At 56.3% G+C, this 22,716-nt stretch carries 18 protein-coding genes and 1 tRNA gene; 8 read left to right on the top strand and 11 right to left on the bottom strand.

Annotated features, from left to right (window positions below):
- Positions 1-117: 117 nt before the first annotated feature.
- Positions 118-705, top strand: a complete 588-nt coding sequence (locus tag ACR0CA_RS06490) for a heme NO-binding domain-containing protein (protein WP_170769297.1) — start codon at positions 118-120, stop codon at positions 703-705.
- Positions 702-1,703 (top strand): GGDEF domain-containing protein, encoded by a 1,002-nt coding sequence (locus tag ACR0CA_RS06485; protein WP_480897837.1) that lies wholly within the window; start codon positions 702-704, stop codon positions 1,701-1,703. Before ACR0CA_RS06490 ends, ACR0CA_RS06485 begins: the two co-directional genes overlap by 4 nt.
- A 6-nt stretch (positions 1,704-1,709) precedes the next feature.
- Here the strand turns inward: ACR0CA_RS06485 and ACR0CA_RS06480 are convergent, their stop codons facing one another.
- From ACR0CA_RS06480 to ACR0CA_RS06445, 8 genes are all read right to left on the bottom strand, one after another.
- Entirely contained in the window at positions 1,710-2,408 is a 699-nt protein-coding gene (locus tag ACR0CA_RS06480) for a CbiX/SirB N-terminal domain-containing protein (protein ID WP_480897836.1), read from the bottom strand.
- 71 nt (positions 2,409-2,479) lie between these two features.
- The gene (locus ACR0CA_RS06475; protein ID WP_170788393.1) at positions 2,480-3,412 is read right to left on the bottom strand and encodes an AEC family transporter; all 933 of its coding nucleotides are present in this window, start codon (positions 3,410-3,412) and stop codon (positions 2,480-2,482) included.
- Between the two features lie 42 nt (positions 3,413-3,454).
- Entirely contained in the window at positions 3,455-4,252 is a 798-nt protein-coding gene (locus ACR0CA_RS06470; protein WP_170769301.1) for an MBL fold metallo-hydrolase, read from the bottom strand.
- Positions 4,249-5,055, bottom strand: coding sequence for a TatD family hydrolase (locus ACR0CA_RS06465; RefSeq protein ID WP_170784261.1), 807 nt, complete (start codon positions 5,053-5,055; stop codon positions 4,249-4,251). Before ACR0CA_RS06465 ends, ACR0CA_RS06470 begins: the two co-directional genes overlap by 4 nt.
- Positions 5,052-6,173 (bottom strand): DNA polymerase III subunit delta', encoded by a 1,122-nt coding sequence (locus ACR0CA_RS06460; protein ID WP_480897834.1) that lies wholly within the window; start codon positions 6,171-6,173, stop codon positions 5,052-5,054. The genes ACR0CA_RS06465 and ACR0CA_RS06460 overlap by 4 nt, the downstream gene beginning before the upstream one ends.
- A 10-nt stretch (positions 6,174-6,183) precedes the next feature.
- On the bottom strand, positions 6,184-6,792 hold the full coding sequence (tmk, locus tag ACR0CA_RS06455) for a dTMP kinase (protein WP_480503099.1): 609 nt from the start codon (positions 6,790-6,792) through the stop codon (positions 6,184-6,186).
- 12 nt (positions 6,793-6,804) lie between these two features.
- A complete protein-coding gene (locus tag ACR0CA_RS06450; RefSeq protein ID WP_480897832.1) occupies positions 6,805-7,971 on the bottom strand; it encodes a D-alanyl-D-alanine carboxypeptidase family protein in 1,167 nt (388 codons plus the stop codon).
- Between the two features lie 20 nt (positions 7,972-7,991).
- The gene (locus tag ACR0CA_RS06445) at positions 7,992-9,164 is read right to left on the bottom strand and encodes an SPOR domain-containing protein (protein WP_480897830.1); all 1,173 of its coding nucleotides are present in this window, start codon (positions 9,162-9,164) and stop codon (positions 7,992-7,994) included.
- Positions 9,165-9,368: 204 nt separating this feature from the next.
- Between ACR0CA_RS06445 and ACR0CA_RS06440 the strand changes: the two genes are divergently transcribed.
- Positions 9,369-9,458, top strand: a tRNA-Ser gene (locus ACR0CA_RS06440).
- Between the two features lie 96 nt (positions 9,459-9,554).
- On the opposite strand, the gene ACR0CA_RS06435 is transcribed toward ACR0CA_RS06440, so the two are convergent.
- A complete protein-coding gene (locus ACR0CA_RS06435) occupies positions 9,555-10,496 on the bottom strand; it encodes a response regulator (RefSeq protein WP_170769307.1) in 942 nt (313 codons plus the stop codon).
- Positions 10,497-11,055: 559 nt separating this feature from the next.
- On the opposite strand from ACR0CA_RS06435, the gene ACR0CA_RS06430 reads away from it, so the two are divergent.
- Together ACR0CA_RS06430 and ACR0CA_RS06425 are read left to right on the top strand one after the other, a co-directional pair.
- Positions 11,056-11,805, top strand: coding sequence for an acyl-homoserine-lactone synthase (locus ACR0CA_RS06430; protein ID WP_170769308.1), 750 nt, complete (start codon positions 11,056-11,058; stop codon positions 11,803-11,805).
- Positions 11,806-12,014: 209 nt separating this feature from the next.
- On the top strand, positions 12,015-13,148 hold the full coding sequence (locus ACR0CA_RS06425) for a response regulator (RefSeq protein WP_480897827.1): 1,134 nt from the start codon (positions 12,015-12,017) through the stop codon (positions 13,146-13,148).
- Between the two features lie 9 nt (positions 13,149-13,157).
- On the opposite strand, the gene ACR0CA_RS06420 is transcribed toward ACR0CA_RS06425, so the two are convergent.
- Positions 13,158-14,516, bottom strand: a complete 1,359-nt coding sequence (locus tag ACR0CA_RS06420) for a cytochrome P450 (RefSeq protein ID WP_480897826.1) — start codon at positions 14,514-14,516, stop codon at positions 13,158-13,160.
- Between the two features lie 271 nt (positions 14,517-14,787).
- Between ACR0CA_RS06420 and ACR0CA_RS06415 the strand changes: the two genes are divergently transcribed.
- A complete protein-coding gene (locus ACR0CA_RS06415) occupies positions 14,788-16,215 on the top strand; it encodes a sensor histidine kinase (RefSeq protein ID WP_170769311.1) in 1,428 nt (475 codons plus the stop codon).
- 36 nt (positions 16,216-16,251) lie between these two features.
- On the opposite strand, the gene ACR0CA_RS06410 is transcribed toward ACR0CA_RS06415, so the two are convergent.
- Positions 16,252-18,753, bottom strand: a complete 2,502-nt coding sequence (locus tag ACR0CA_RS06410) for a cadherin repeat domain-containing protein (RefSeq protein ID WP_480897823.1) — start codon at positions 18,751-18,753, stop codon at positions 16,252-16,254.
- 180 nt (positions 18,754-18,933) lie between these two features.
- On the opposite strand from ACR0CA_RS06410, the gene ACR0CA_RS06405 reads away from it, so the two are divergent.
- Both ACR0CA_RS06405 and ACR0CA_RS06400 read left to right on the top strand, forming a co-directional pair.
- Positions 18,934-20,640: an ABC transporter transmembrane domain-containing protein gene (locus ACR0CA_RS06405; RefSeq protein WP_480897821.1), complete on the top strand. Its 1,707-nt coding sequence runs from the start codon at positions 18,934-18,936 to the stop codon at positions 20,638-20,640.
- Complete coding sequence (locus tag ACR0CA_RS06400; protein ID WP_480897819.1) at positions 20,637-22,712, top strand: ABC transporter transmembrane domain-containing protein; 2,076 nt, start codon at positions 20,637-20,639, stop codon at positions 22,710-22,712. Before ACR0CA_RS06405 ends, ACR0CA_RS06400 begins: the two co-directional genes overlap by 4 nt.
- Positions 22,713-22,716 lie beyond the last annotated feature (4 nt).

The raw sequence follows: 22,716 nt of genomic DNA, 5'->3' as shown, positions 1-22,716 counted from the left end.
TAGAAAGAGATTCCAGTTTGATACTCGATTGGATTGTCCATATCCGAAGCTGCGTTTTGGCGATTTGTTAAGGATTCGTCGGTCAGACTACGTGTGAAACCAAGCTGGGGCTTTGTCATGCATGGTCTGATCAATCGAGCGGTCCAATCCTTCGTTTGCGCGACATACGGGCAATCCTGCTGGCTGCACGTGACCGAAGTCGCAGAACTTGGCTTTTCCGAGTTTGAGGCGATGTTGGTCTATGACGATGACGTCAGCGCGCGCATGCTGGAGGTATTGTGCGCTAAACTCGATCGCCCGCGCGCCGAACTGCTGGAGGATTTGGGGACCTATCTAGTCTCTCACCCCAACATGGAAGATCTGCGACGCCTGCTGCGGTTTGGCGGAGTGACGTATGTCGAATTTCTGCATTCGCTTGATGACCTTTCTGATCGGGTTCGCCTTGCGGTCTCGGACCTGCGTTTGCCCGAACTGGAACTACGCGAGATGTCGCCAACCGAGTTCCAGCTTCTGTGTCATCCGGGTTTGCCCGGATATTCCAGCGTGATGGTGGGCGTGCTCCGCGCGGTTGCGGATGACTATGGTGCATTGGCCATTCTTACCCATGAGGGGCAAAGGGGGGACGCCGAAGTTATTTCGATCATCCTGGTTGAAAGCGCCTTTGCTCAAGGCCGACAGTTTGAGTTGGGGGCGCGAAAAGCATGATGAGCAATGTCGAATTGGCCGGGTTGCTGGACACGCTTTGCCCGATGTTCGTTCTCGTCGATCGAGACGGACACATTCAGCGTGTGGGGCCGACCGTTCAAAAACTTCGGCCGGATACACCGATGCGTGGGCAGGCTTTCCTGGACGTTTTCGAACTGGTTCGACCACGAAAGGTGACAACCTTGTCGGCCTTGCTTTCTCTGGCCGGGGCAAAACTGCACCTCAAGCTGCATGACAGGCCGCGTACGGCCCTTAAAGGCTTGGTCGCGCCCTTGCCGAACGATATGGGGGCGGTCGTGAACCTGTCCTTCGGAATTTCGATCCTGGATGCGGTACGGGACTATGCGCTGACCAGTGCCGATTTTTCCGGCACAGATCTTGCGATTGAACTGCTCTATCTGGTCGAAGCCAAATCCGCCGCGATGGAGGCGTCCCGTTCACTAAACCTGCGCCTGCAGGGCGCGATGCTTGCGGCCGAGGAGCAGGCCTATACCGATATGTTGACCGGCCTCAAGAACCGCCGTGCGATGGATGTGGTGTTGGGGCATCTGGTCTCGGGCAATGGACCATTTGCGCTAATGCATCTGGATCTGGACTATTTCAAATCAGTCAATGACCGGTTTGGCCATGCCGCTGGGGATTATGTTCTGAAACAGGCCGCGCGCATCATGATGGAAGAGACGCGTGCAGATGACACCGTCGCGCGCGTCGGAGGGGATGAATTCGTAATCATGTTCAAAGGCTTGGTCGATGAGGCTGTACTGTCCGCGATCGCGATCCGACTGATCGAGCGGTTGCAACATCCCATAAGTTTTGAAGGGTCAACCTGCTGCATATCGGCCAGTATCGGAACCGCGCTTTCCACGCAATTTCACTCCCCCAAACCTGCCGAGATTTTGAACGCCGCCGATCAGGCCTTGTACGAGGCCAAGCGAAAAGGCAGGTCTCGTCACTGCTTGTTCTCATCACTGGCGCACAAGGCGATGCCTCCGCAATAGCAGGCGTCAGGTAGAAAGAAACGCCTTGCTGAGGGTCGCGGCGATATGGCGTTGAATGCCGGGAAGCTCTCCGACGACGGGTAAGGTGTCGCCCTGAAAGGCAGCCTTTTCCAATTCTTGCGGGATGTCCTCTAGAACGTGTCCGCCAGTGCAGGCAAAAAACGGCAAACAAATTGCTTGCGCACCCGCTTTTGATGCGGCGTCAGAGATGGACGGGGGTTCCTCGACAAAGCCGACGCGAAGAGACTTGAACGGTAAAGTTTGACCCAAAGCCTCGGCGAAGTGCAAAGCCACGGCAGAGGGGTTGCGGCTGCGGCCGGACCCGTGGGCGGCGAGAACAAAATCGGTCTCTGTGGCCTGCCACTGACGCTGCGCAAGAGCCTCGGTCAGAGCCTGTGCCACAAGATCGGGCATTTCGGGGTCTACTCCCAGCGGGTCCAGAATACGAAGGGGGCGTTCGTCCAACCGCTTGGGCAACGCGCTGGTCACGAACCACCCCTTGGCCATGAAGAGCGGAAAGAGAACGGTATCGTCCGGTAGCTTTTGCAGGCAGGATTCGAACTGTCCTGGTGCGGCCAGCGTGGCGGAAACCACCGTGATATCCGGGCACAGCGCATCGACGCTACGGGCATAGTCTGCCAATGCGGCCTCGGCCGGTTCCGGGTCAGAGGGTTGGCCATGGGCGACGATGACGGCATGCGGCATAAGTACGATCCTTGTTGCGTGACCGGATAGGTGTGTTTGTACAACCCAAAGTCAACAGGAAACCAAATGCTCTATCCCAGCAGAGCAAGCCACAGCCATACCGTCAGGATCGACGACGCAGTACCGATAAGCACCGATGAGGCCGCGACCCGTCGCGCGCGCCCATACATATTGGCAAAGATATAGGCGTTGAACCCCGGTGCCATGGCCGCGTTCAGCACGCCTGAGCGGAACAGATCCTGCGGCAGCCCGACGCTTGATCCGAATAGCCAGACCAGACTTGGATGCAGCAGCAGCGACACACCGCAAACATAGGCGATGGTGCGCAGATCGCCCTCGGGCCGATATTTGACGAGAACGCCGCCCAAGGCAAACAAGGCTCCGGGCAAGGCGGCGCGGGTGATCAGGCCAAGGGCGTCATCGACCACTCCGGGCACGCCAACCCCGGACAGGTTGATTATGAATCCCGATGCGATCCCCAGGATCAGCGCATTTCGGAACATCGCTGACAAGACCGAACGGAACATATGCGTGCCACCGTTGCCGCGACTGCGAATGACCTCCATCACTGTGATGCCGATGCCATAGCAAAACGGCGCATGGAAGGCGATGATAGCATAGTTCCCGGCCAGGTTTTCAGGGCCATAAGCGCGCTCGGTAATCGGCAGGCCCAGCAGGACCGAGTTCGAGAACAAGCAGCAGAAGCCGATCGCGACGCAATCCTCCCACTCGCGCCGGAAGATCAGGCGCGCGCCGAACAGGCCGGCGCAGAAACATAGGCCCGCAGCGGTGTAGAAACTGAACAGCAGACGCGGGTCGAAACTGGCGCTGAGGTCCAGATTGGCGATGGCCAGAAACAGCAAGCAGGGAATGGCGAAGCCCTGGGTGAACTTCATCAGCCCGTCGATATGGACCTCTTTGAAATACCCTAACCGGGTCGAGGCATATCCCGCGCCGATCACCAGAAATACTGGCAGGATAACGTCGATCAGGCTTTGCAGCATGGTGCCATCCGGTGAGATATTGCGGCAGGCACCACCGACATTTTACAGCGCCTGATGGATCACCATGCCATCATAGGCCGGGGTGATGTGGTCGGCGGTTTCGGCCTTTACCGTGGCATAGTCCATGTCGATATGCATATTGGTCAGCACCGCGCGCTTCGGCTCGAGCTGTTCGATCCAGCCGAGCGTCTTTTCCAGATGCGCGTGAGTTGGGTGCGGCGTGCGGCGCAGCGCGTCGATGACCAAACAGTCCAGCCCTTGCAGCGCAGGCCACGCGTCGTCATAGATCTCGGCCACGTCTGGCAAATAGACCAGTCCGCCAATCCGAAAGCCCAACGCGTCGATCGAGCCGTGATTAACCTTGAACGGCTGCAACGGGATCGGGCCGCCGGGGCCGTCGATCTCAAACGGGCCACTGATGGTTTTCAAATCAAGGATCGGCGGGTAGGGCGAGCTGTCAGGCTGGATGAACGCATATCCGAACCGTCCCAGCAGGTCGTTTTGCGTGTCACCGTCCGCCCAGACAGGTACGCGGGTGCGCATGTTGAACACGATCATGCGCAGGTCATCTATGCCGTGGACGTGGTCGGCATGGCTGTGGGTGTAGACCACCCCATCCAGACGCCCGGTGCCCGTATCCAGCAACTGGCTGCGCATATCCGGCGTGGTGTCGATCAGGACCGAGGTTGTGCCTTCGGGCCCATCGCGCTCTACCAGCATGGAACAGCGACGGCGGATGTTCTTGGGGTTTTCGGGGTCGCAATCGCCCCAATGCCCGCCCAGTCGAGGTACGCCACCGGAGGAACCGCAGCCCAGAATGGTGCAGCGCAGCTGGGTCATGCAGCCGCCTTGTAGGTTGCGGCTTTGGTGAACAGCCGCTCGAAATTCAGCTGGGTCTGAGCGGCGAACTCGGCATAGTCCATACCGAACACCTCGGCCCCTTTGCGGGCGGTATGGGCGGTATAGGCGGGCTCGTTGCGTTTGCCGCGGAACGGGGGCGGGGCCAGATAGGGCGCGTCGGTTTCGACCAGAACGCGATCGACTGGGGCGGTGGCAAAGATATCGCGCAGCTCCTGGCTTTTGGGGAAGGCGGCGATGCCGGACATCGACAGGTAAAAACCCAGATCCAGCGCGGCTTTGGCCAGTTCCGCCGATGAGGAAAAGCAGTGCATCACGCAGGAATAGGGCGCGTTGCGATGTTCCTCGGCCAGAATGCGGGCCATGTCCTCGTCCGCCGCACGGGCGTGAATAATCAGGGGTAGGCCGGTGCGCTGGGCCGCCTCGATATGGACACGCAGAGATTGTTTTTGCACTTCGGCGCTGTCGGCGGTGTAATGGTAATCCAGCCCGGTCTCACCAATACCGACGAATTTCGGGTGCTGGGACAGTGCGACCAGTTCGTCTACGGTTGCCATCTGCTCATCCGCAGCGCTCATGGGGTGGGTGCCGGCGGCGTAGAAGACGGGGGCGTGGGCCTCGGCTATCGCGCGGACGCTGGGTTCATTGCGCAGCTTGGTGCAGATTGTGACCATACGGGTTACGCCCGCGTCAATCGCATTGGCGACGATCTGGTCCAACTGGCCTTCGAAATCGGGGAAGTCCAGATGGCAATGGCTGTCGGTGATCTGGGGGGTGTCGCTCATCTGCTCTGACCGGCCGTTTCCTGTATCTTGAACACCGTATCTAGGACCAGAGCCGCAGGGTCAAGGTTCACCGCCTGACCATGGCGTGCGCGGGCTGTGATTGTCGCAGCCACCTCAGCCCATTTGCGGGCCTGATGGGGGGATTGGGATAGGCGCGACAGGATTTCGGCCTCATGCGGGGCGGCTTCGGGCAGAGGGGCTGCGCCGGTCGCTCCGGTCAGGGCAAGGCGCGACAGGGCCACGTCGATCAGGGTTAAAAGCAGCTCGAACCTCTCAGCCGCGCCGCGCTGGGCGGCGGCCTCGGCCAGTTTCAGGGCGCGTTGACGGTCCATGCGGGGCAGGGTGCCGAGGATGGCGATGAACTCGGCGTAGATCTCTAACCCGCCCAGGTTAATCAGGCGCACCGCGTCCCCGACAGAGCCAGCGGCGAGGGCGGCCAGATGATCTGGTTGCGAAGGCATTTCGGCTCCGGTTTGGGCCAGTGCGGACTGCATATCGTCAGCCCCTAACGGGGATAGGCGCAGGGTTCGACAGCGCGACCGGATTGTTGGCAACAGGCGCGAGGGCTGGTGCGAGATCAACAGCAGCGTCGTACGCGCGGGCGGTTCTTCCAGCATTTTCAACAGGGCGTTGGCGGCGCTGACATTCATCTCATCAGCCGCGTCTACGATGACCACGCGCCGCCCGCCATCGGCCGAAGACAGGCCGAAGAACTTGCCTAGCTTGCGGATGTCATCCACCACGATCTCATTCCGCAGCCGCCCCTGATCGTTCAGCGTTCGGGTAATGGCGGCCAGGCCGGGTTCGGCCCCGGCCTGAATGCGGTGGGCGACGGGGTGGTCGGGGTCGATCGCGAGCGTCTCAGGGGGCGGGGGCGTGCCGAACAGCCCGTCATCCTCAGCCGGAGGGGTCGCCAGCAGGAACCGCGCGATCTGCCACGCAAGCGTTGCTTTGCCCACCCCGCGCGGGCCGGTCAGCAGCCAGCCGTGGTGCAGACGGTCCGAGGTGTAGGCGTTCAGAAAGGCCTGTTCGGCCTCGGCCTGCCCGAACAAGGTCGCGGTTTCGCGCGGATGCGGGGCACCGGGGGCCTGATCCGGGGTCGGGGTGTCGTCGCTCATGGGTCGTCCGTCACAAGGATTGCAGGACGATATCTGTCACATCGCGGGCCACACTGTCCATGTCCCGGTTGCCATCGATCACGCGAAAACGGTCCGGGAACTCATCGGCCAGCGCCAGAAACCCTGCGCGCATCTTTTGCTGCAACTCCAGGCCGAAATCCTCGAACCGTTCCTCGGTGCCTTGCCGCCCCTTGGCGCGAGAAAGGCCGATTTCGGGGTCCATGTCGATCAGCAGTGTCAGGTCGGGTTCGCGCCCGATCATCAGCTTGTGCAACTGATCCACCACAGGGCGCAGATTGCCACGTGACATGCCCTGATACATGCGCGTGCTGTCGGCGAACCGGTCGCAGATCACGACTCTTCCAGCCGCCAGCGCGGGTTCAATGGTTCGTTCCAGATGGTCGCGGCGGGCGGCAGTGAACAGCAGCAGCTCTGTCTCGGCTGACCAGCGGTCGGGATCACCTTCCAATACCAGCCTGCGGATTTCCTCGGCCCCGGCTGAACCGCCGGGTTCGCGGGTCAGAACAACGTCGCGGCCCAATCCGCGCAAGTGATCGGCCAGCATACGCGCCTGCGAGGACTTGCCCGACCCATCAATGCCTTCAAATGTCAGAAACACGCGGTGCCCTTGTCAAAATGCGTCCAGAGGGTTGCCGATCACATCGGTCAGAACGATCCCTCCGACGGTCATCATCCGAACCAGAAAACCACCCGCGGCCACATCCTGTACCGCGACCAGAGGACGCCGGATTTCGGGCAGACCTTCAGGCTTGATGACCAGTTCGGCCAGTTTCTGACCCTTGGCAATCGGAGCGTTGATCGGGCCGTCATAGACGACCTCGGCAGCCACGTTTTCGTCGCCCAGAACCGGCAGTAGGATGTTCAGATCGTCTTCGGGTACAAGGCCAACCGTCCTTTGCGCCCCCATCCAAACCTCGGCCTCGGCTATCGGCGCGTCTTTGTTGGCAATTGTCCTCTCGACAAAATTTCGAAACGACCAGTTAACCACGGACTCAGCCTCCTCTGCGCGCGTGGCGGTGCTGTCCAGACCGGTGAGCACGAAGATCACCCGGCGATCGCCCTGTTTGGCCGAGCCGACAAGGCCATAGCCTGCCTCTTGCGTGTGGCCGGTTTTCAGACCATCCGCGCCGATCCCCAATTTCAACAACGGGTTGCGGTTGCGCTTGTTCGAGGGGGCCCGACCGTCGAATTCAAACTCTTCCTCGGCAAACAGAGGATAGTATTCAGGAAAATCACTGATCAGGCGATCTGCCAGAACGGCCAGATCGTGGACTGACATCATGTGACCGGCAGCGGGCCAGCCGTTGGAATTGGCAAAGGTAGAATTGTCCATGCCCAGCTGTTTCGCGCGCTGCGTCATGTAGCGGGCAAACCCGGCCTCGGTCCCGTCGGGGCTGAGCGCCTCGGCGATCACCACGCAGGCATCGTTGCCCGACAGCACGATGATACCGCGCAGCAAATCCTCGACTGGGACGCGATCCAATGTGTTCAGGAACATGGTCGAGCCGCCATAGCTCATGGCGTGTTCTGATACGGGAAGCGTCTCATTCAGTGTCAGACGTCCGTCGCGCAGGGCCTCAAAGGCCACGTAGAGGGTCATGAGTTTGGACATTGACGCCGGGGGCAGGGGCTGATCGGCGTCTTTGGACAAAAGGACCGTGCCGGTCGTCTGATCCATCACATAGGCCGCCCTGGCCGTCGTATCGAAAGCCTGGGCGGGCAGAGCAAACATTACCAGTCCGAGGGTCAGAACAGTTGAGCGTAGTGAGGACAGCATAGCGGCACCTCCTTTCGGGTTCAGTTTTTGACGGTGAAGGCGTCTGAAAAGCCCAGATCCTTGACATCGCGATGAATGGCATTGCGCTCGGCCCGCGTGGATGCGGGGCCAACCACCACGCGCCAGACGATCTTGTCATCGGTCTTTAATTCGCGCACCTCGGCGCTCAGACCGTTCCTGCGGATCTTGTCGGCGGCGCTTTTGGCATTGGCTTCGACCCCGAACGTACCCACCTGCACATATGGTTTTGACAGCGGGCCGGAAGCTGGGGCTTCGGCCGCCACAGGGGTCGGGTCCGAGGCTTCAATCGCCGCTGCGGCGCCCTCAATCGGGTCCAAGGGCGTTTCGGTGATTTCATCGACCTCTTTCTTCTGCCACCACTTCCGTTTTGGCGCGGCATCGGCGGGAGGTGTCACTTCGGGGTCAGTCAGAGACGGCGCAGCCGCAGCGGCTGCAGCGACCTCGGCTGTGTCGGCGGCCGTTTCGGTCGCTGTATCAACCGCCGTATCTGCGGCATCGGCGGTTGCCGCGCCAGCAGCAGCGGCAGCCCCTGCGACGGCTGCGGTTTCCTTCTTTTGCCACCATTTGCGCTTGGGTTTGTCTTCAACCGCCGCCTCGCCATCGGCTTCGACGTCAACCGCCGCGCTTTCAACCACTTCCTGCTCGGGCTCGGCGGCGGGTTCTTCCGCAGCTTCGGGTTCAGGTTCGGCTGCGACAGGCTCTACCGGTTTGCGACGCAGGGCAACAACGTCCACTCGCGTGGGCGCGCCGGCCAAAATACCCAGCTTCTCGGCGGCAGCGGAAGAAAGCTGCAACGCGGGACCAGGAAGGTTGCGTTCGCGGCGGAACAGGGCGCCTGTGGTGGACTTGTTATTTGCGGTGTTTGTTATGCGTACACGTTCGGGCTGGGTAACACCCGGGTGCGCGACCCAGATACCGCCCAATGACGGGCGTCCATCCCACAACCCGGCTTCGGTGACGTTGAAAACCTCGGGGGCTTCGACATCCTCGCGTGTGTTTCCGGTCGCATCGGGAAACAGCTCTACCGAGTCACTGCCGCGCGGACTGCTGTCCGCGTCCGATGAAGCCTCATCCGAAGACAGCGTTTCGTCGCAACCTACAAGAACTGTAAGCGCCACAGCAAAAACCACCAACGCCCGCGGTTTTGCGCGTGTCACAATCGCTCGATCCATTATCTCATCCCTTGCCTGAAAGGGCTTGGTTCACAATGCCCCACTGCCGTTTGCCGGTTCTCAAAGGCCAGCGTGTTTCGGTCTTTTCACCGTTGATCATAACCCGAGCAAAGGAGCATGAAAAGTCTGCTGGACAGGCTTGAGCAAGTTTTCCCTATTTGCACTTGCCACCGGTTTCGCTTGGCCTTAGACCCAGCCCCACGCGGGGAGGTGGCAGAGTGGTCGAATGCGGCGGTCTTGAAAACCGTTGGGCGTGAGAGCGTCCCCAGGGTTCGAATCCCTGTCTCCCCGCCACTCATGATACATCTTGTACGAATTGAACGACGAAAAGCCGGGCAAACCTGTGGTCAGCCCGGCCTTGCGAGATTTTTCAGTTTCAGAAGAAGGGGTTCAGCCGAACCTGACCAAAGGGCCATCCTGAATTTCTGAAAGTTCAACAGCCTTGTCGATCAGGAACAGAGCTTCCATCTTCGACGAAGCATTCAGCGAGACGTCCTCACCGACGTGGTATGATATACCCGCATTAGCCAGAAGCTCTCCGGCGTCGGTGCCAGGCAGGCGTGACAGGCGCAAGCTCAGTTCTTGCGCGTTCAGGCCCTTTTTGCGGTCGTGAATCAGAAGGAACACACCATTGCCCCAATAGGTCGCGAAGTTGCGGCCATCCTTGGAGGATGTCAGTAGCGCCTCGCCTGCAACCGCCATGATCTCGCGGAATTCGGTTGATGTGCTGAGGCCGAAGATCTCTTCGACTTCGTTGACCTTGATGGCCAGCATTTTGGACGTTCTGGCGTGCATGGTTGCCAGTTGAACCACGTAATTTTCGAACTCGGCCAGACCGATGCAGCCAGGCAGATCGCCGAAATAGAGCGGATCGCTCAGGCGGAAATTCGGATTCACCTCGGAATCGTTTTGCGCGTAGACATCCGCCTCGAGCACTTCGATCGCGGCACGCCGTTCGGCAGCCAGTCGATACGCATCCGAAAGACGCTGTTTTAGGTCGGCAAACTCGAACGGTTTGGTGACATAGTCCGTGGCGCCAACCTCGAACGCTTCGTCGATATACTGTTTCTGCACCATGGCGGTGACCATGATAATTGGGGTAAAGCGATAATCCGGCAGTTTGCGCGCTTCTTCGCACAAAGTAATACCGTTCATCTCGGGCATTTGCACATCAAGCAGCAGACAGTCGAATACCTGATCCGTTTCGGACAGGACTTTAATCGCCTCTTGACCGCTGCGCGCGGTTACCACGTCTTCATAACCGAAGGCGCCCAATACACAGATCAACAGCTCAAGAATGCTTGGGTCGTCGTCTACGGCAAGTATACGCATAACAAATCACCGGGTTTTGCCACCGAACCATCCTTTTGCTTTGCAGACTTCCGGCAAAGGACGGCAGGCGTGTGGATTTTCAGGTGCGTTCAGGCTGTCCGAGAAAAACGGCAAAAGATTGACGGGTCAGAGGCACCTATGTGTCCGATTAATCATTTTTTCATTAAGCGCGGATTTAATGAACATTAGGATCAACATGGAATTTGCCAATCATTTCGACCGCTCGGGTAGGAGCTTTTACACCCTGTTGCAACGGAGTTGACGTGTCGTGATCGCGAAAAATTCATGTTTGCCGCTCCAAATTCCTCCCAATTGATCGGAAAATCCAGAAAATTCTCTTGTGTTCAAAGAGTTGTGAGCGGCAAACTGTCTGCATCTGGCGCAGAAAATCCACGAAAAAATCAAACAAAATGGCGAATAAACTAAAATTTAGCAGCCAAAAATGAAGGGTGGAGGTGATTTGGCCACACATGGGCTTCAATCATAAGGCGAACAGCACTAAGTTGTAGACTTGGTGTCCGGCATCTTGGCATAAGTGTGTCAAAAATAAGAGCAAAATATGGATCGACCACTCCAGTACGAGCAGGCCTACCCGGCGTCCAAAGTTTTTCCGGACCTTGAGCCTGCCAATGACGCTGCGGCTGCGCCTAAGCCTGCGCCGCGGCGACGGTTGTTTTCGCTCAAGCGAAGCCAACCCTCCCGTCAGGAAAAGCTGGGTGAGATTCGTGCGACGACGATGAGTTTTCGCAACATGCATGAATATGGCACGCTGCTGTCCAAGTATCTGGAAACCCGCAAGTCGATTTTCATCGACCGCCTGAACTGGCAGATCGGGCAGGTAGATGGCATGGAGTTCGATCAATACGACACACCCGCCTGTCGCTGGGTCGTTCTGCATGAATTCGGAGAGGTTCTGGGCGGCGTGCGCCTTTTACCGACAACCGCGCGCTGCGGGATTTACTCCTATATGTTGCGGGATGCGCAGCAGGGGAATTTGCCGGGTATGCCAACGGATGTCCTTTTTTTCGAGGCTCCAGTTGCCCCCAATGTGTGGGAGGCATCGCGGTTTTTCATCACCGACAGCGTGCCGTCCTCACGTCGTATGGCCGTGCAACAAGAGTTGTTCTATCAAATGACTGTGACAGCCGCCGAGGGTGGGGCGACGCGCATTCTTGGAATTGTACCGTCAGTCTGGGCGCGCTGGTCGCGGCGGCTTGGGGTAGGGGCCGCGCCGGTTGGGGCGAAGTTCTCGATCGAAGGGACCTATAGCCAGTCGGTCTTGTTCAATATCAATCGGCAATCGCCATAGAGCGCAGTTAAGGTGCTGGAAAGCATGGTAAACACGGGGTTGGCCTACGTGTTCCTTGTCTCTTGATGCGAGGCCAGTGGTCGGTTTTGACAAAATAAGGCCCAGAAATGAACACGTTTCGCGGCGTTTTTTACCGTTTTCGCCGCGGTTTTGTCCTAGTCGTTCAATAGGTTGGGACCGTTAAACAAGTTGAAAACGGTTTACCAGTCATGAAACACTCCAACCCGGACAGTGAACAGTTCCAGCGGAAACTGGAAATCCGCGCGTTGCAAAAGACCAAGCTGCGCGTCTTGGTGGTTGATGATGAACCCAGCATTCTGGAGCTGTTGCAGGCCGCGCTGGCCGAGTTTGAGAATTGTGATATTTCAGCTGCATCCTCGGCCACTGAAGCCCTGGCGCTGATCGAAGCCACCGGAACGCCGTTTGACTGTTTCCTGCTGGATATTCAAATGCCCGGTATTAACGGAATCGAATTGCTGCGGCGTATTCGACAAATGCCCGATCATGCCGATGCGCCGGCGATCATGCTGACCGCGATGAGCGATAGAAAACATGTGGAAGAAGCGTTTCTAGAAGGCGCGTTCGACTATGTTACCAAACCGTTTGATTTCTTCGAGCTGCGCAGCCGGATGAACGCGGCGCATCTCTTGATGCAAGAACGTATCAAGGCTCGCCGCAGCTCGGCCTCGGTGCAGAGCCTTCGGGCTGAACTTGACAGCACACAGCAGTTCAGCTTTGATGATCCATTATCAATCGACGGGCTCGAACGGTGCCTGCGATATGTTGAGTTCGACAATTACATCGAACAACTTTCGCGGGGATGTCTGTACGATTCATGGGTCGTTGCCGTCAAACTTCAGGACGCTGACTTCCGGTTCGATCTTAACGATTTCAGTGCGTTCCGCCGTGCGATCTCCGATTTGGGACGCTCCATCGAAAAGACGACCAAGCTATCGCAAGCAGTGTTCTCGTACCGGGGTAGCGGCGTGTTTCTTGTCGTCGTGCATGGCCGCGAGGCCGCATCCGACCTGCCTGCCGAAGAAGAATTGAACCAGCTTTTTGGCGCGATGCTGGCGGACCGAGGTGTCTCGGGGTCGGTTCGGGCTGTCAAAGGAGCCGCTATTGCCATGCGGTCTATTTCCAAGTCAGGGGCATTCTCAGCAATGAATAACGCGATCGAAAAGGTGCAGGAACGGGAAGTGGCCCTTCGCAAGGTCGAAGCGCCCGAGGCAGAACTGCCTAGCAAATCTAACGTGGTGAAGATGGACAAGCCACGTACCAGCCTGTTCGAGACCGTTTTGCAGGAGATGTACGGCAGCCAGACCTATCTGGCCCGCAAGTAAGGCTTGGCCTCAGGCGCGGGCCGCGTTCAACATCATGGGACCGCTGGTGCGCATGGTGAACGTCAGGACCGGCTCGGGCATCGGAGCCGATGACATCGAGAAATGAATGTCTCGCAGAACCGACGCCATCAGAACCATAATCTCGGTCTCGGCATATTGCGCGCCAATACAGATGCGAGGGCCATCACCGAAGGGGATATATTGCCCACGCGGAGGCGGAGCACCCAAAAAGCGTTGGGGTCTGTACTGATCAGGCTCTTCCCACAGCTTTTCATTGCGGTGAAGTGAATAGACTGGGAAAAACAACGCGTCACCTGGTTCGATCTTGATCCCTTTGATCTCCACCGCTTCCTCAGCATCCCGCGCAAAAAACGCAGCCGAAGGGTACAGACGCAACGTCTCTTTGATATGCGCGCGCAACAGCGGCATGTGTTCGAGATGCGAGAATTCGATTTTGTCTTCAGGGCAGGCTGTTCGAATCTCATCCCGGATTCTGTGCTGCATCTCGGGGTAGAGCGCCAGCAGGTAGTATCCCCAAGCCATCGCATTGGCCGAGGTCTCATGCCCCGCTACAACAAAGGTCAGCAGGTTGTCGACCGTGGTTTCCAGATCTTCGAAGTCTTCCTTAAGCGCGTCGATCATCAGGTCTAGGAAATCTTGTGGCTCTTTCCGGCCTTCAGCGCGGCGCTGCTCGATCACAGTGCGTGCCAAATCGCGCATCGTAGTGACGGGGGCGGTGCTGCGCAGCCATTTGCGGCGGGGCAGCCATTTGGGCAGGCCCATCAGGTCGAACAAAGAGATATCGGAAATATAGTTAAAATAAGCGATCAAGCCCACCCGGATCTGTTCGGCGCTGACCTCTTCATTGCCGGAAAAGATCACACGAGAGATATTCGTTAGCGTCGAAGCCGGTGCGACCTGCGCTATGTCCACAGGACCTTCGTTCTCAGCTAACGACGCGGCGATCTCGGAGCCAGTTTCGGCAAAGTGGCGCGACAAGACAGGCAAGTTCCGGGCCGCGAAAAGCGGCGAGTAGCGCTGTCGTTGTTTGCGCCATTTCTCACCCTCGGACAGGATCAGACCATTGCCAACGGCTGAGCCGATGATGTCTTTGGTGAACTTGGCCTTTGGAAAACGGCGGCCTTTGCCAACAAGCAATTCGGTCACCATTTCGGGGTCGCATATATAATGGATGTTCAACGGACCGCGTACATAGGTCTGCTGAATCGTCTCAATCGGGATAACCTCAAGCATGTTGCGCCCGGCTGATCGGGCGAATTGCAACAACGATACGGGCTTTTCTGCCAGTCGGGCCGAAACCGGTGTCACGTCGGCCTGCCTCATTTCCTGCATACCAATTGCGGTCATGCTGCTCATCCTTCAGGTTCATTGGCCCCTGGGCAGAAACATTTAGTGTCAAAACACGCAAAGAATCAATGAAATCGTTAACTTACCGCCATGTGTTTCCGGACTGTGTCATATTAGACTCCGTCACTGATGCTGATATGAGAACAGTGACTATTAACAATACACATCGCGTTTTGAGATTATTGCCAAACTGTGAACCAATTTCGGACCAACTGCGTCCTCATTGTGCCTGTAGTTCAAGGAGAACAGTGCCACAATTGAAGACGACGTGATGACGATCACAGAAACGACACCGCCGATCGAGCTCTCGGAAGAGCCTGTCGATCAGCTGCTACAGAACATCAAGGACTACACCGCCATGAGCTTTGCGCTGCTTTGGCAGCGGCAAGCGATTTTTCTGGCGACGACCATTCTGACGGGCTTCTTCTTCGACTCGCTCAACGCGATCCTGTTCTATGGCACGATCCTGATATGCGAAGCGCAAGACCTGTATCTTGCTAAACGTGTGGCGCGCCTGCGGCGCGATGAACGGCGCGCGATTGCGATGATGGTCGCGTGGATATTGCTGAACACGATCCTAAGCGCCGCTGCCATTTGCCTCTATGCGGTGTCAGTTGCGTTCAAACAGCCGTCGGGGGGGCACTTCACCCCCTTGTTCTTCCTGTTTGCGGCCGCGCTTTTTGCGGCGATGAACAACCATCAGTTCGTCTGGGCCATGATCGTGCGGCTGGCCATGTATGGCGTGTCGTTCATGGTGATCGTCGTTACCGATATCTGGATTGAACAACCCGACCTGTCGTCGGAACTTTGGCTGCATTTCTTCACGGTCGTCTTCGTGATGTACTTTTTGATCGACTGTTCGTTGGTCTTTCTTAAGCTTTATCGAAAAAATCTAGAGCAGCTTGAAAAACTAAGGGAAGAGCACGAACGTACTAAGGCGGCCTATATCGCCAAGACACAGTTCATTTCTACGGTTAGTCACGAATTGCGCACGCCGCTGACCTCTATCAAGGGATCGCTGGACCTGATCAACACAGGCGCGATGGGCGAGGTGCCTGAAAAGATGCAAAAACTTGTTGATCTGGCTGCGCGCAACAGTGAGCGGCTGGCGTCGCTGATCAATGACGTACTCGATATTCAGAAGATGGAAGCGGGTGAGATGGTCTTTCGGCAAACTGCGATTGATGTTCGTCCTCTTGTGCAAGAAGCCATTGCGGCCAATCTGGGTTATGCCAGTGCCCATAACGTAGTGATTGAAGAGAATGTCGACGGCCAAGCCGATCTGCAAATACGCGGGGATACATCGCGCCTGATTCAGGTGCTGACCAATATGATTTCGAATGCTGCCAAGTTCTCTTTCGATGGTGGCTCGATCACCGTCGGCTACAAGCAGGTTGGCGGCCGCGTGCGGATTTTTGTCAAGGATCAGGGGATCGGTATTCCCGCGGGAAGCCGAGACAAAGTTTTCGACCGCTTTTCGCAGATTGATTCATCTGATGAACGCCATGCCGGAGGTACAGGTCTTGGAATGAACATTTCCAAGGAAATCGTGGAACAGTTTGGTGGCACGATCGACTACTACAGCACATTAGGCGTCGGAACCGAATTTTTTGTAGAGTTTCCCATCCTGGAACCGCGTAATAGGCCTGCAAAAGGACATGGGCTTACTGATCTGCCGAAAATCATACGATCCAACTAGGCCGTCCATTTGGATCAGCCTTTGCCCAAAATTACTTCACCAGTCGAAACGCTCATAGACTTGTGTATCTAGTGCCGAAACTTGCGGGCTGTCAGGTAGTGTCACTGTTTCGGACAGGACATCTGCTTCTTGGGCTATATCCTGAGCCTCCGGTGCCATGTCCCAAGGTTGAGAGGCCATATCAGTTTCCGTCGCGTCGGCGAGTACAGATGCATCCATTCTTTCGGACTCCGCGCCCGCTGGTTCTGATCCTCCGACAGTGAGATGAACCGGGATTTCTATTCTGTCCACTAAGTCGGGATCGTTGCGATCAGAGATTGCGAGTTCGAGGTTGATACTACCTTCGAATCCAGCGGGCGGGGAAATTTCCAAACTCGAAAGGTCCCAGCCATCCAAATTGACCACTTCTCCATCCGATAACAATGAGGCTTCGCCACTAACGAAGAGAGTGTTTTCGGGTGCGCCGTCCAACAAAATCGTCGCGCGCTCACTGGCTTCCGCTATGTCGATTTTTAGAGTTATAGTTCCACCTTCTTCGGCTGAGAGAATTCCGCTGACCTGAATTTCGGGCGCGTTTGAACTTTCTCCTTCCGGCCGGTTGTCTGGACCTGTTTCCAAAGCGGTGGTCGGCGCGCTTTCATCGAAAGAGCGTTGGACTTCCTGATCACGGTATTTGGCTTTTGAGTAGCTTTGACTTGCGGAATTGTTTTTTGACGCCAGACCGCTGGCGATTGCAGTCTCGGGCATGTCGGCAACAGTGATCGAGATTGTCTCGGTTCGGCTTAAACCACCTGCGTCGATCACTGATACATCGATGTCAATCGAGGCTGCTACTTCATAGTCCAAGGCGACACCAGGCTTCAGTCGCAACTGGTTGCCGACCACTTCGAACCGATCATCCGAAACTTCGAACCGGTGTATGTCATTTGCATCGGGATCAGCGAAACTCAGATACCCAACGATGGCGCCTTCGGTATTTTCTGCGACCGAAAGCTGAGCCTCTGTCAAGGCGATGTTGTCGACCAGGGCGCCGTAGCTGTCATTTTGACTTTCTGGTTCACGGAGTTCCAGCGTGTCCTGGCCAGAGCCGACCACCTGAAGCTGGAACGTTTCCCAATCGGACGATTGTGGATCCAGTTCGCCGACCAACTGTCCGTTCCAATATACTTCGACCGTGTCGGTGCCACCGGATAGGCGCTCTCGCAGGTCAATGCCCAAATCGTAAAGCTGCCCGTCTTCAGTCTCAATCGTCTGGGAAATACTGTCGACGCCCCTTGCGTGGTCCAACTCCAACAATTGGTCCCCATGTGAAGCCTTGGTCCCCCATAGATTATCCCAGATTTCAAGGCCATGAGCATCGGTCCATCCCCCAGAATCGTCATTGTCGAAGCCGCGCCATCTGCCACGGTCGAGGTCGAATTCTTCAAAGCTTCCGTTTGCGACCAGATTGTCTGTTGCATTGCCAATGGACAAGTCGACCGGGGCTTCGTTGATGTCTTGGATATCCACTACGAAAGTTTCAGAAACACTCAGCCCGACGGCGTCGATAGCTGTCACCTCAAGCTCGATCTGTTGGGTGGTCTCATAGTCAATGTCCGCCTCAGGCTTGAGGCGTAACTTTCCATCAACAACTTCGAAACGGTCGTCCGAGACTTCGAAGCTGTGGCTGTCGCTCTTGTCTGGATCAATCACCGAAATCTCTCCAACCACGGCACCGGCTGCATTTTCTGCCACAGTTGAATTGCTGAGCGAAACGCCCTCGGGCCCTTCGTTCACATCCAGCACCTCGATGGTGAAGGTTTGCGTCAAGCTGAACCCGTGCGCGTTTGTGGCCGTCACGTCCACTTCGATCTGGGCTGCATCTTCATGGTCCAGCGATACTTCGGGTTTTATTCGCAGCTCTCCATCAATGATTTCAAACCGATCATCCGAGACGGTAAATTCATGCGCGTCGCTGCTATTTGGATCAATGACGGTGAGGGTGCCAATCGCTGCACCAGACGCATTCTCTGCGACGGTCGCGTTGTCCAGATTTAGCGCGTCAGGCGCAAGGTCAACCTCCTGTTCTGGAGGAGGCATTGCGCTGGGACCAATGGAAACCGGGGCAGCGATTCTTGGCGGAACATCCGGAATTTCTGGAACCGTCGGAGAGCCCTCCGTGTTTGAGGTGTTGAGCTTCGAAAAAGGCTCATTGGCGGATCCTGAAAAAGAAGAGGGTGCTTCAGGTGCATCTGGAGCAGCCCGCGTTTGCACAGTTTTCTGGCCATCAATGACGGCCTGTGCTTGAGGAAGCGAGCGTTCGGCGCTGATGAAGTCGTCGCGCGCAGAAGGCATGTCTGCTTTCTCAGGTGCACCGTTTTGATGCAGCCTGTCGTCTATCGTTCCTTCGACCCGTTCCCCCGTGTGCAAAGTGCTGCGGGTCGGATCCTCTTGGATCGAAACGCCGCGCGCAACGTGAGAGTCGATCTCGGCTTTGTCGTTCAGTTCGGTTTGTGCGGAATTGATCTGATGCTCAAGATATTGCCCGGCTTTTTGCATTGATCTGATCCCCGTTTGTTCCTCTGATTCCGGCCCATCAGTAACATAGGTTGTTGCTGCGATTGCGACTTAAGTATCAAAAAATTAAACGAAATAATCCACAGTTCTCGATCGGAGTTTACGCTTCTTCAATAGGTTCAGGCCAAACCGATTGGATGAGGCAACTGGGTGAGCAATAGGATGGGATCGAGCGAATTTATCGGACGAAAACTGACGCCACGGTTGGGTGTTCCGGTTTGGGTGGCTTCCCTGTCTTTGAACGTATTGTCACTTTTTATGCCGATCTCAATCCTGTTGATTTTCGACCGGATCATTCCATTCCAATCCATGGAAACTCTGCACGTTCTGACCTGCGTTCTACTGTTCAGTGCGGGGTTTGAACTTGTTTTGCGACATTGCCGATCCATTCTATTGTCGACCGCCGCAGAGGATGCAGCGCGCGCCAACTACAGCCTTTTTATGAGACAGGTTCTGACGGCAAATACCCTGACCTTCGCCAAAGAGCCACCCAGCAGTTATGCCGAGCGCTACGCTGCGATTGCGCAACTTCGGGATCATTATGCGGGGCAAGGGCAAACGCTTTCGATTGATCTGCCGTTTACGCTCATGTTTGCAATCTTGATCGGATTGATTGGCGGCTGGCTCGTTCTGGTTCCATTGGGTGCTTTTGGCATCGTCCTGATTTTTGCGGCCGTAATGAAACGTGCTCAATGGAACTTGTTCCGACAGCGTAAGACGCTGGACACCCGCAGATACGCCTTTTTGTCCGAGCTTTTGTCGAACATGAAGACAATCAAGGCTAACCGGATGGAGCCGCAAATGTCGCGGCGATTTGAGATGCTTGAGGATCAGACAGTCGACATCAGCGGCCGAATGATACGTTTCGCCGGCTTCGCACAGAGTTTTGGCACCGTTTTTGCTCAGGTATCGGTGGCCGCAATGGGCTTGTTGGGCGCTTATCTGGCGATCCGAAATCAGATTGGTATCGCGGAAATGGCGGCCTGTATGCTTCTGAATGGGCGGATCGTGCAGCCGCTGACCAAATTGATGGCAATGTGGGTCCAGGCTGAAAATATCACTGTCGCCTGGTCCAGATTGAAAGAGATGAATGAGCTTGAAACGCATCTAGTCGCGACGTCTGGCGACGGGAAGCTATCGGGTGTTGTTACGGCCTCGGACGTCTCGGTCAGGCGTTTGCATGGAAACGGTGCGTCATTTTCAACGGTCAGTTTTACAGCCAGCGCCGATAGAGGCGTTTTGATCGAAGCCGAGGAAAGCTGGATGGTCGACGCCCTTTTTGATGCGCTAACGGGACAGTGCGACCTGGATCAGGGAAGCATTCTTTTCGACAGAGTGGATGCCAAGAAAAGAGTTGCCTTTCGCGGCGAAAACGCGTTGGTCGCGCTGGAGAGCGAACCGGTTATCCTTTCAGGTACCTTGCTGGAAAACCTAAGTGCGTTTGGTGATCACGAGCGGATCGAAAGCGCCAAGACGGTTGCCGCTGCATTGGGGTTGGAACGCCGGATTTTTCGCCTGCCGCTTGGGTACAACACCCCAATGACAATTGGGTCGGAGTTCGAACGCGACCCGGTGAACCGGCAATTGATCGCATTGGTGCGCGCACTGGCTCTACAGCCTCACATCCTGCTAATGAACGAGCCGACCGCTGTGCTTGATACGGCTGAGCGACAGGCGCTGGCAGATTATCTGGCTAAGTTAGAAGTGCGACCGACGCTTATCGTGGCATCGCCCGACCCGCGTTTTAAGCAATTTGCGCCACAGGTCGTCAGGCTAAGTGCAACCAAGTCACGCGACATGGCAGCGTGGGTCGCGGATACGGATCTTGAAAGGCTGACATCAGAGGCCATGCAAAAGGGGGCCGCATGACGACGCTTGAAGTAGAAAAAGCAACCGGCCTGCTGGACGCTCTGCTTTACAACCAAGGGCGCCGAAGCAGTCTAAACACGTTGCTGGAAGCACTCCCACATCAATCAGAAAGGCTAGATCAGGATGACATTCTGGATGTGCTCGACACGCTGAAAATTTCTTATACCAAAACTCGATGCCGGGAAGACACCATTGTGGACGCGGATTGCCCGGCTTTGGTTATTCCCGAAACCGGGCCGTGGTACGTCGCCTTGGGGCGTAACGGCTTGTCCTTGCGGGTGGCTGGCGCGAAAGACCACTCACCAAAACGTCGTAAGTGTTTGGTCATCCGAATTGAATCGAAGGCTTGGCGCGAAAAGGATGGTACGCCGCAAACTGTTCGTATGGCATTCCGAGTCTTTAGGCCGATGTTGCCTTGGCTTTTTTTTGCGTCACTCCTCATCAATTTATTGGGCTTGGCTGCGCCACTTTTGATCATGGCGATTTATGACAAGGTTATCCCATCGGGTTCGGTGGCAATGCTTACGTCATTGGTTGTTGCGGTCTTGGTTATCGGCCTCTCGGATATGTGTTTCCGACACGCGCGAACACAGGCATTGGCGTATATCGGCGCGCGCGGCGAACACCAACTCATGATTGCGTTGTTTCACAAACTGATGTCGCTGCCCCTGCAGCAGTTGCAGAAGTCGGATATCAGCCAACAGCTCTCTCGTTTCAGGCAATTCGAAGCCCTGCGAGACGTGTTCACAGGCCAGATCATGACCAGCTTGCTCGATTTGCCTTTCGTTTTAATTTTCTTTGCCGTCCTGACTTTTCTTGCCCCTCAGGTCGGATTGTTGACGCTTGGGCTTGTTGTTTTTTTGGTGATACTCGGTTTCGTCACCATCCCCGAACAGCGGCGACTGGACAGTGCAGCCTCAGATGCGGCTGCAAAAAGTCAATCTGCAATGCAGCAGGCGATATTGCACCAGCGCATGATGAGCGACTTGGGACTGCAACAGAGATGGCTGGATCGCAGCTTGTCTTTGTCCGAAGCGGCAGAGGATGCAACGCGGCGTGCACGTGTGTTTCAGGCATTCACGCAGTCCTTGTCCCAATCGATGACAGCGTTGGCCACTGTGGGGGCCATTATTCTCAGCGCTTATGCAGCGGTGAATGGCGATCTCAGTTTTGGCGCTTTAATCGCTGTGATTGCTCTGGTGTCAAAAATTCTTGCCCCGGTACAGACATTGTGTAGTTGCTGGGCTCAAATCCTGATTTTCAGTCACAGCCGCAATCAGGCTGATCGGGTGCTTTCATTGCCCGAAGAGCTTGAACTGGGGTTGGAGCATTCTCATCGCAAAGACATTCAGGGCGCGATCCAGTTTTCTGCCGTCACTTTTCGCCCAGATCCGCTGAATGCACCGCTTCTGTCGCAGGCGAGTTTGAGCTGTGATCCCGGTGAAGTCACCTTAATCATGAGCAGTGATGCAGCCGTGCGAACGGCGGTCTTAGACCTGATGGACGGGTTGGCTACGCCTTTGGCGGGCACTGTATCTTATGATGACGTTGACTTGCGGCAAATCGCCAGGGACGAACTGCGCACTTCGGTTACTTACGCGACCTTTGAAAAAAAGCTGTTCTACGGCACGATCGCACAGAATTTTCGATTGGCGTCTGTGTCACTAAGTGATTGCCAAATCGAAACGGCCTTGTCGCAGATGGGATTGTCGCAGGACCAGGAGTTGTTGCCAGATGGTCTTGAAACTCGTCTGACCGACGCTCACCTGGCGCAGTTGCCAGATGAAACCCTCAAGGCTCTGACCCTTTCGCGTAGCATGGCGCGCCCTTCATCGGTTTATCTGTTTTCGGAACCGACCAATGGTTTGTCAGATCAGCGCCGTGCTGCCTTCAAAGAGTGGGTGCGACAGCAAAAGAGGCGGAGCACCGTTGTGATCGCAACTGCGGACCGGTCCTTCCTTTCGATCGCAGATCGCTTTGTGTTTCTAAACGGAGAGCGCGTGGTTTTGAATGACACCGGAGAGGTCGGGCGCGGAAAGTTGAAGGCCATTTTAAAGGCAATGGAAAAATAAAATG

The organism is Ruegeria sp. F12 (assembly GCF_056533885.1).
Note: the sequence above shows the minus strand (reverse complement) of the source record. Positions and strands in the feature narration are given on the sequence as shown.

Coding starts and splice junctions, on each gene's coding strand:
- ACR0CA_RS06490 (WP_170769297.1), top strand. CDS start 118: ATGCATGGTCTGATCAATCGAGCGGTCCAATCCTTCGTTTGCGCGACA.
- ACR0CA_RS06485 (WP_480897837.1), top strand. CDS start 702: ATGATGAGCAATGTCGAATTGGCCGGGTTGCTGGACACGCTTTGCCCG.
- ACR0CA_RS06480 (WP_480897836.1), bottom strand. CDS start 2,408: ATGCCGCATGCCGTCATCGTCGCCCATGGCCAACCCTCTGACCCGGAA.
- ACR0CA_RS06475 (WP_170788393.1), bottom strand. CDS start 3,412: ATGCTGCAAAGCCTGATCGACGTTATCCTGCCAGTATTTCTGGTGATC.
- ACR0CA_RS06470 (WP_170769301.1), bottom strand. CDS start 4,252: ATGACCCAGCTGCGCTGCACCATTCTGGGCTGCGGTTCCTCCGGTGGC.
- ACR0CA_RS06465 (WP_170784261.1), bottom strand. CDS start 5,055: ATGAGCGACACCCCCCAGATCACCGACAGCCATTGCCATCTGGACTTC.
- ACR0CA_RS06460 (WP_480897834.1), bottom strand. CDS start 6,173: ATGAGCGACGACACCCCGACCCCGGATCAGGCCCCCGGTGCCCCGCAT.
- ACR0CA_RS06450 (WP_480897832.1), bottom strand. CDS start 7,971: ATGCTGTCCTCACTACGCTCAACTGTTCTGACCCTCGGACTGGTAATG.
- ACR0CA_RS06445 (WP_480897830.1), bottom strand. CDS start 9,164: ATGGATCGAGCGATTGTGACACGCGCAAAACCGCGGGCGTTGGTGGTT.
- ACR0CA_RS06435 (WP_170769307.1), bottom strand. CDS start 10,496: ATGCGTATACTTGCCGTAGACGACGACCCAAGCATTCTTGAGCTGTTG.
- ACR0CA_RS06430 (WP_170769308.1), top strand. CDS start 11,056: ATGGATCGACCACTCCAGTACGAGCAGGCCTACCCGGCGTCCAAAGTT.
- ACR0CA_RS06425 (WP_480897827.1), top strand. CDS start 12,015: ATGAAACACTCCAACCCGGACAGTGAACAGTTCCAGCGGAAACTGGAA.
- ACR0CA_RS06420 (WP_480897826.1), bottom strand. CDS start 14,516: ATGACCGCAATTGGTATGCAGGAAATGAGGCAGGCCGACGTGACACCG.
- ACR0CA_RS06415 (WP_170769311.1), top strand. CDS start 14,788: ATGACGATCACAGAAACGACACCGCCGATCGAGCTCTCGGAAGAGCCT.
- ACR0CA_RS06410 (WP_480897823.1), bottom strand. CDS start 18,753: ATGCAAAAAGCCGGGCAATATCTTGAGCATCAGATCAATTCCGCACAA.
- ACR0CA_RS06405 (WP_480897821.1), top strand. CDS start 18,934: ATGGGATCGAGCGAATTTATCGGACGAAAACTGACGCCACGGTTGGGT.
- ACR0CA_RS06400 (WP_480897819.1), top strand. CDS start 20,637: ATGACGACGCTTGAAGTAGAAAAAGCAACCGGCCTGCTGGACGCTCTG.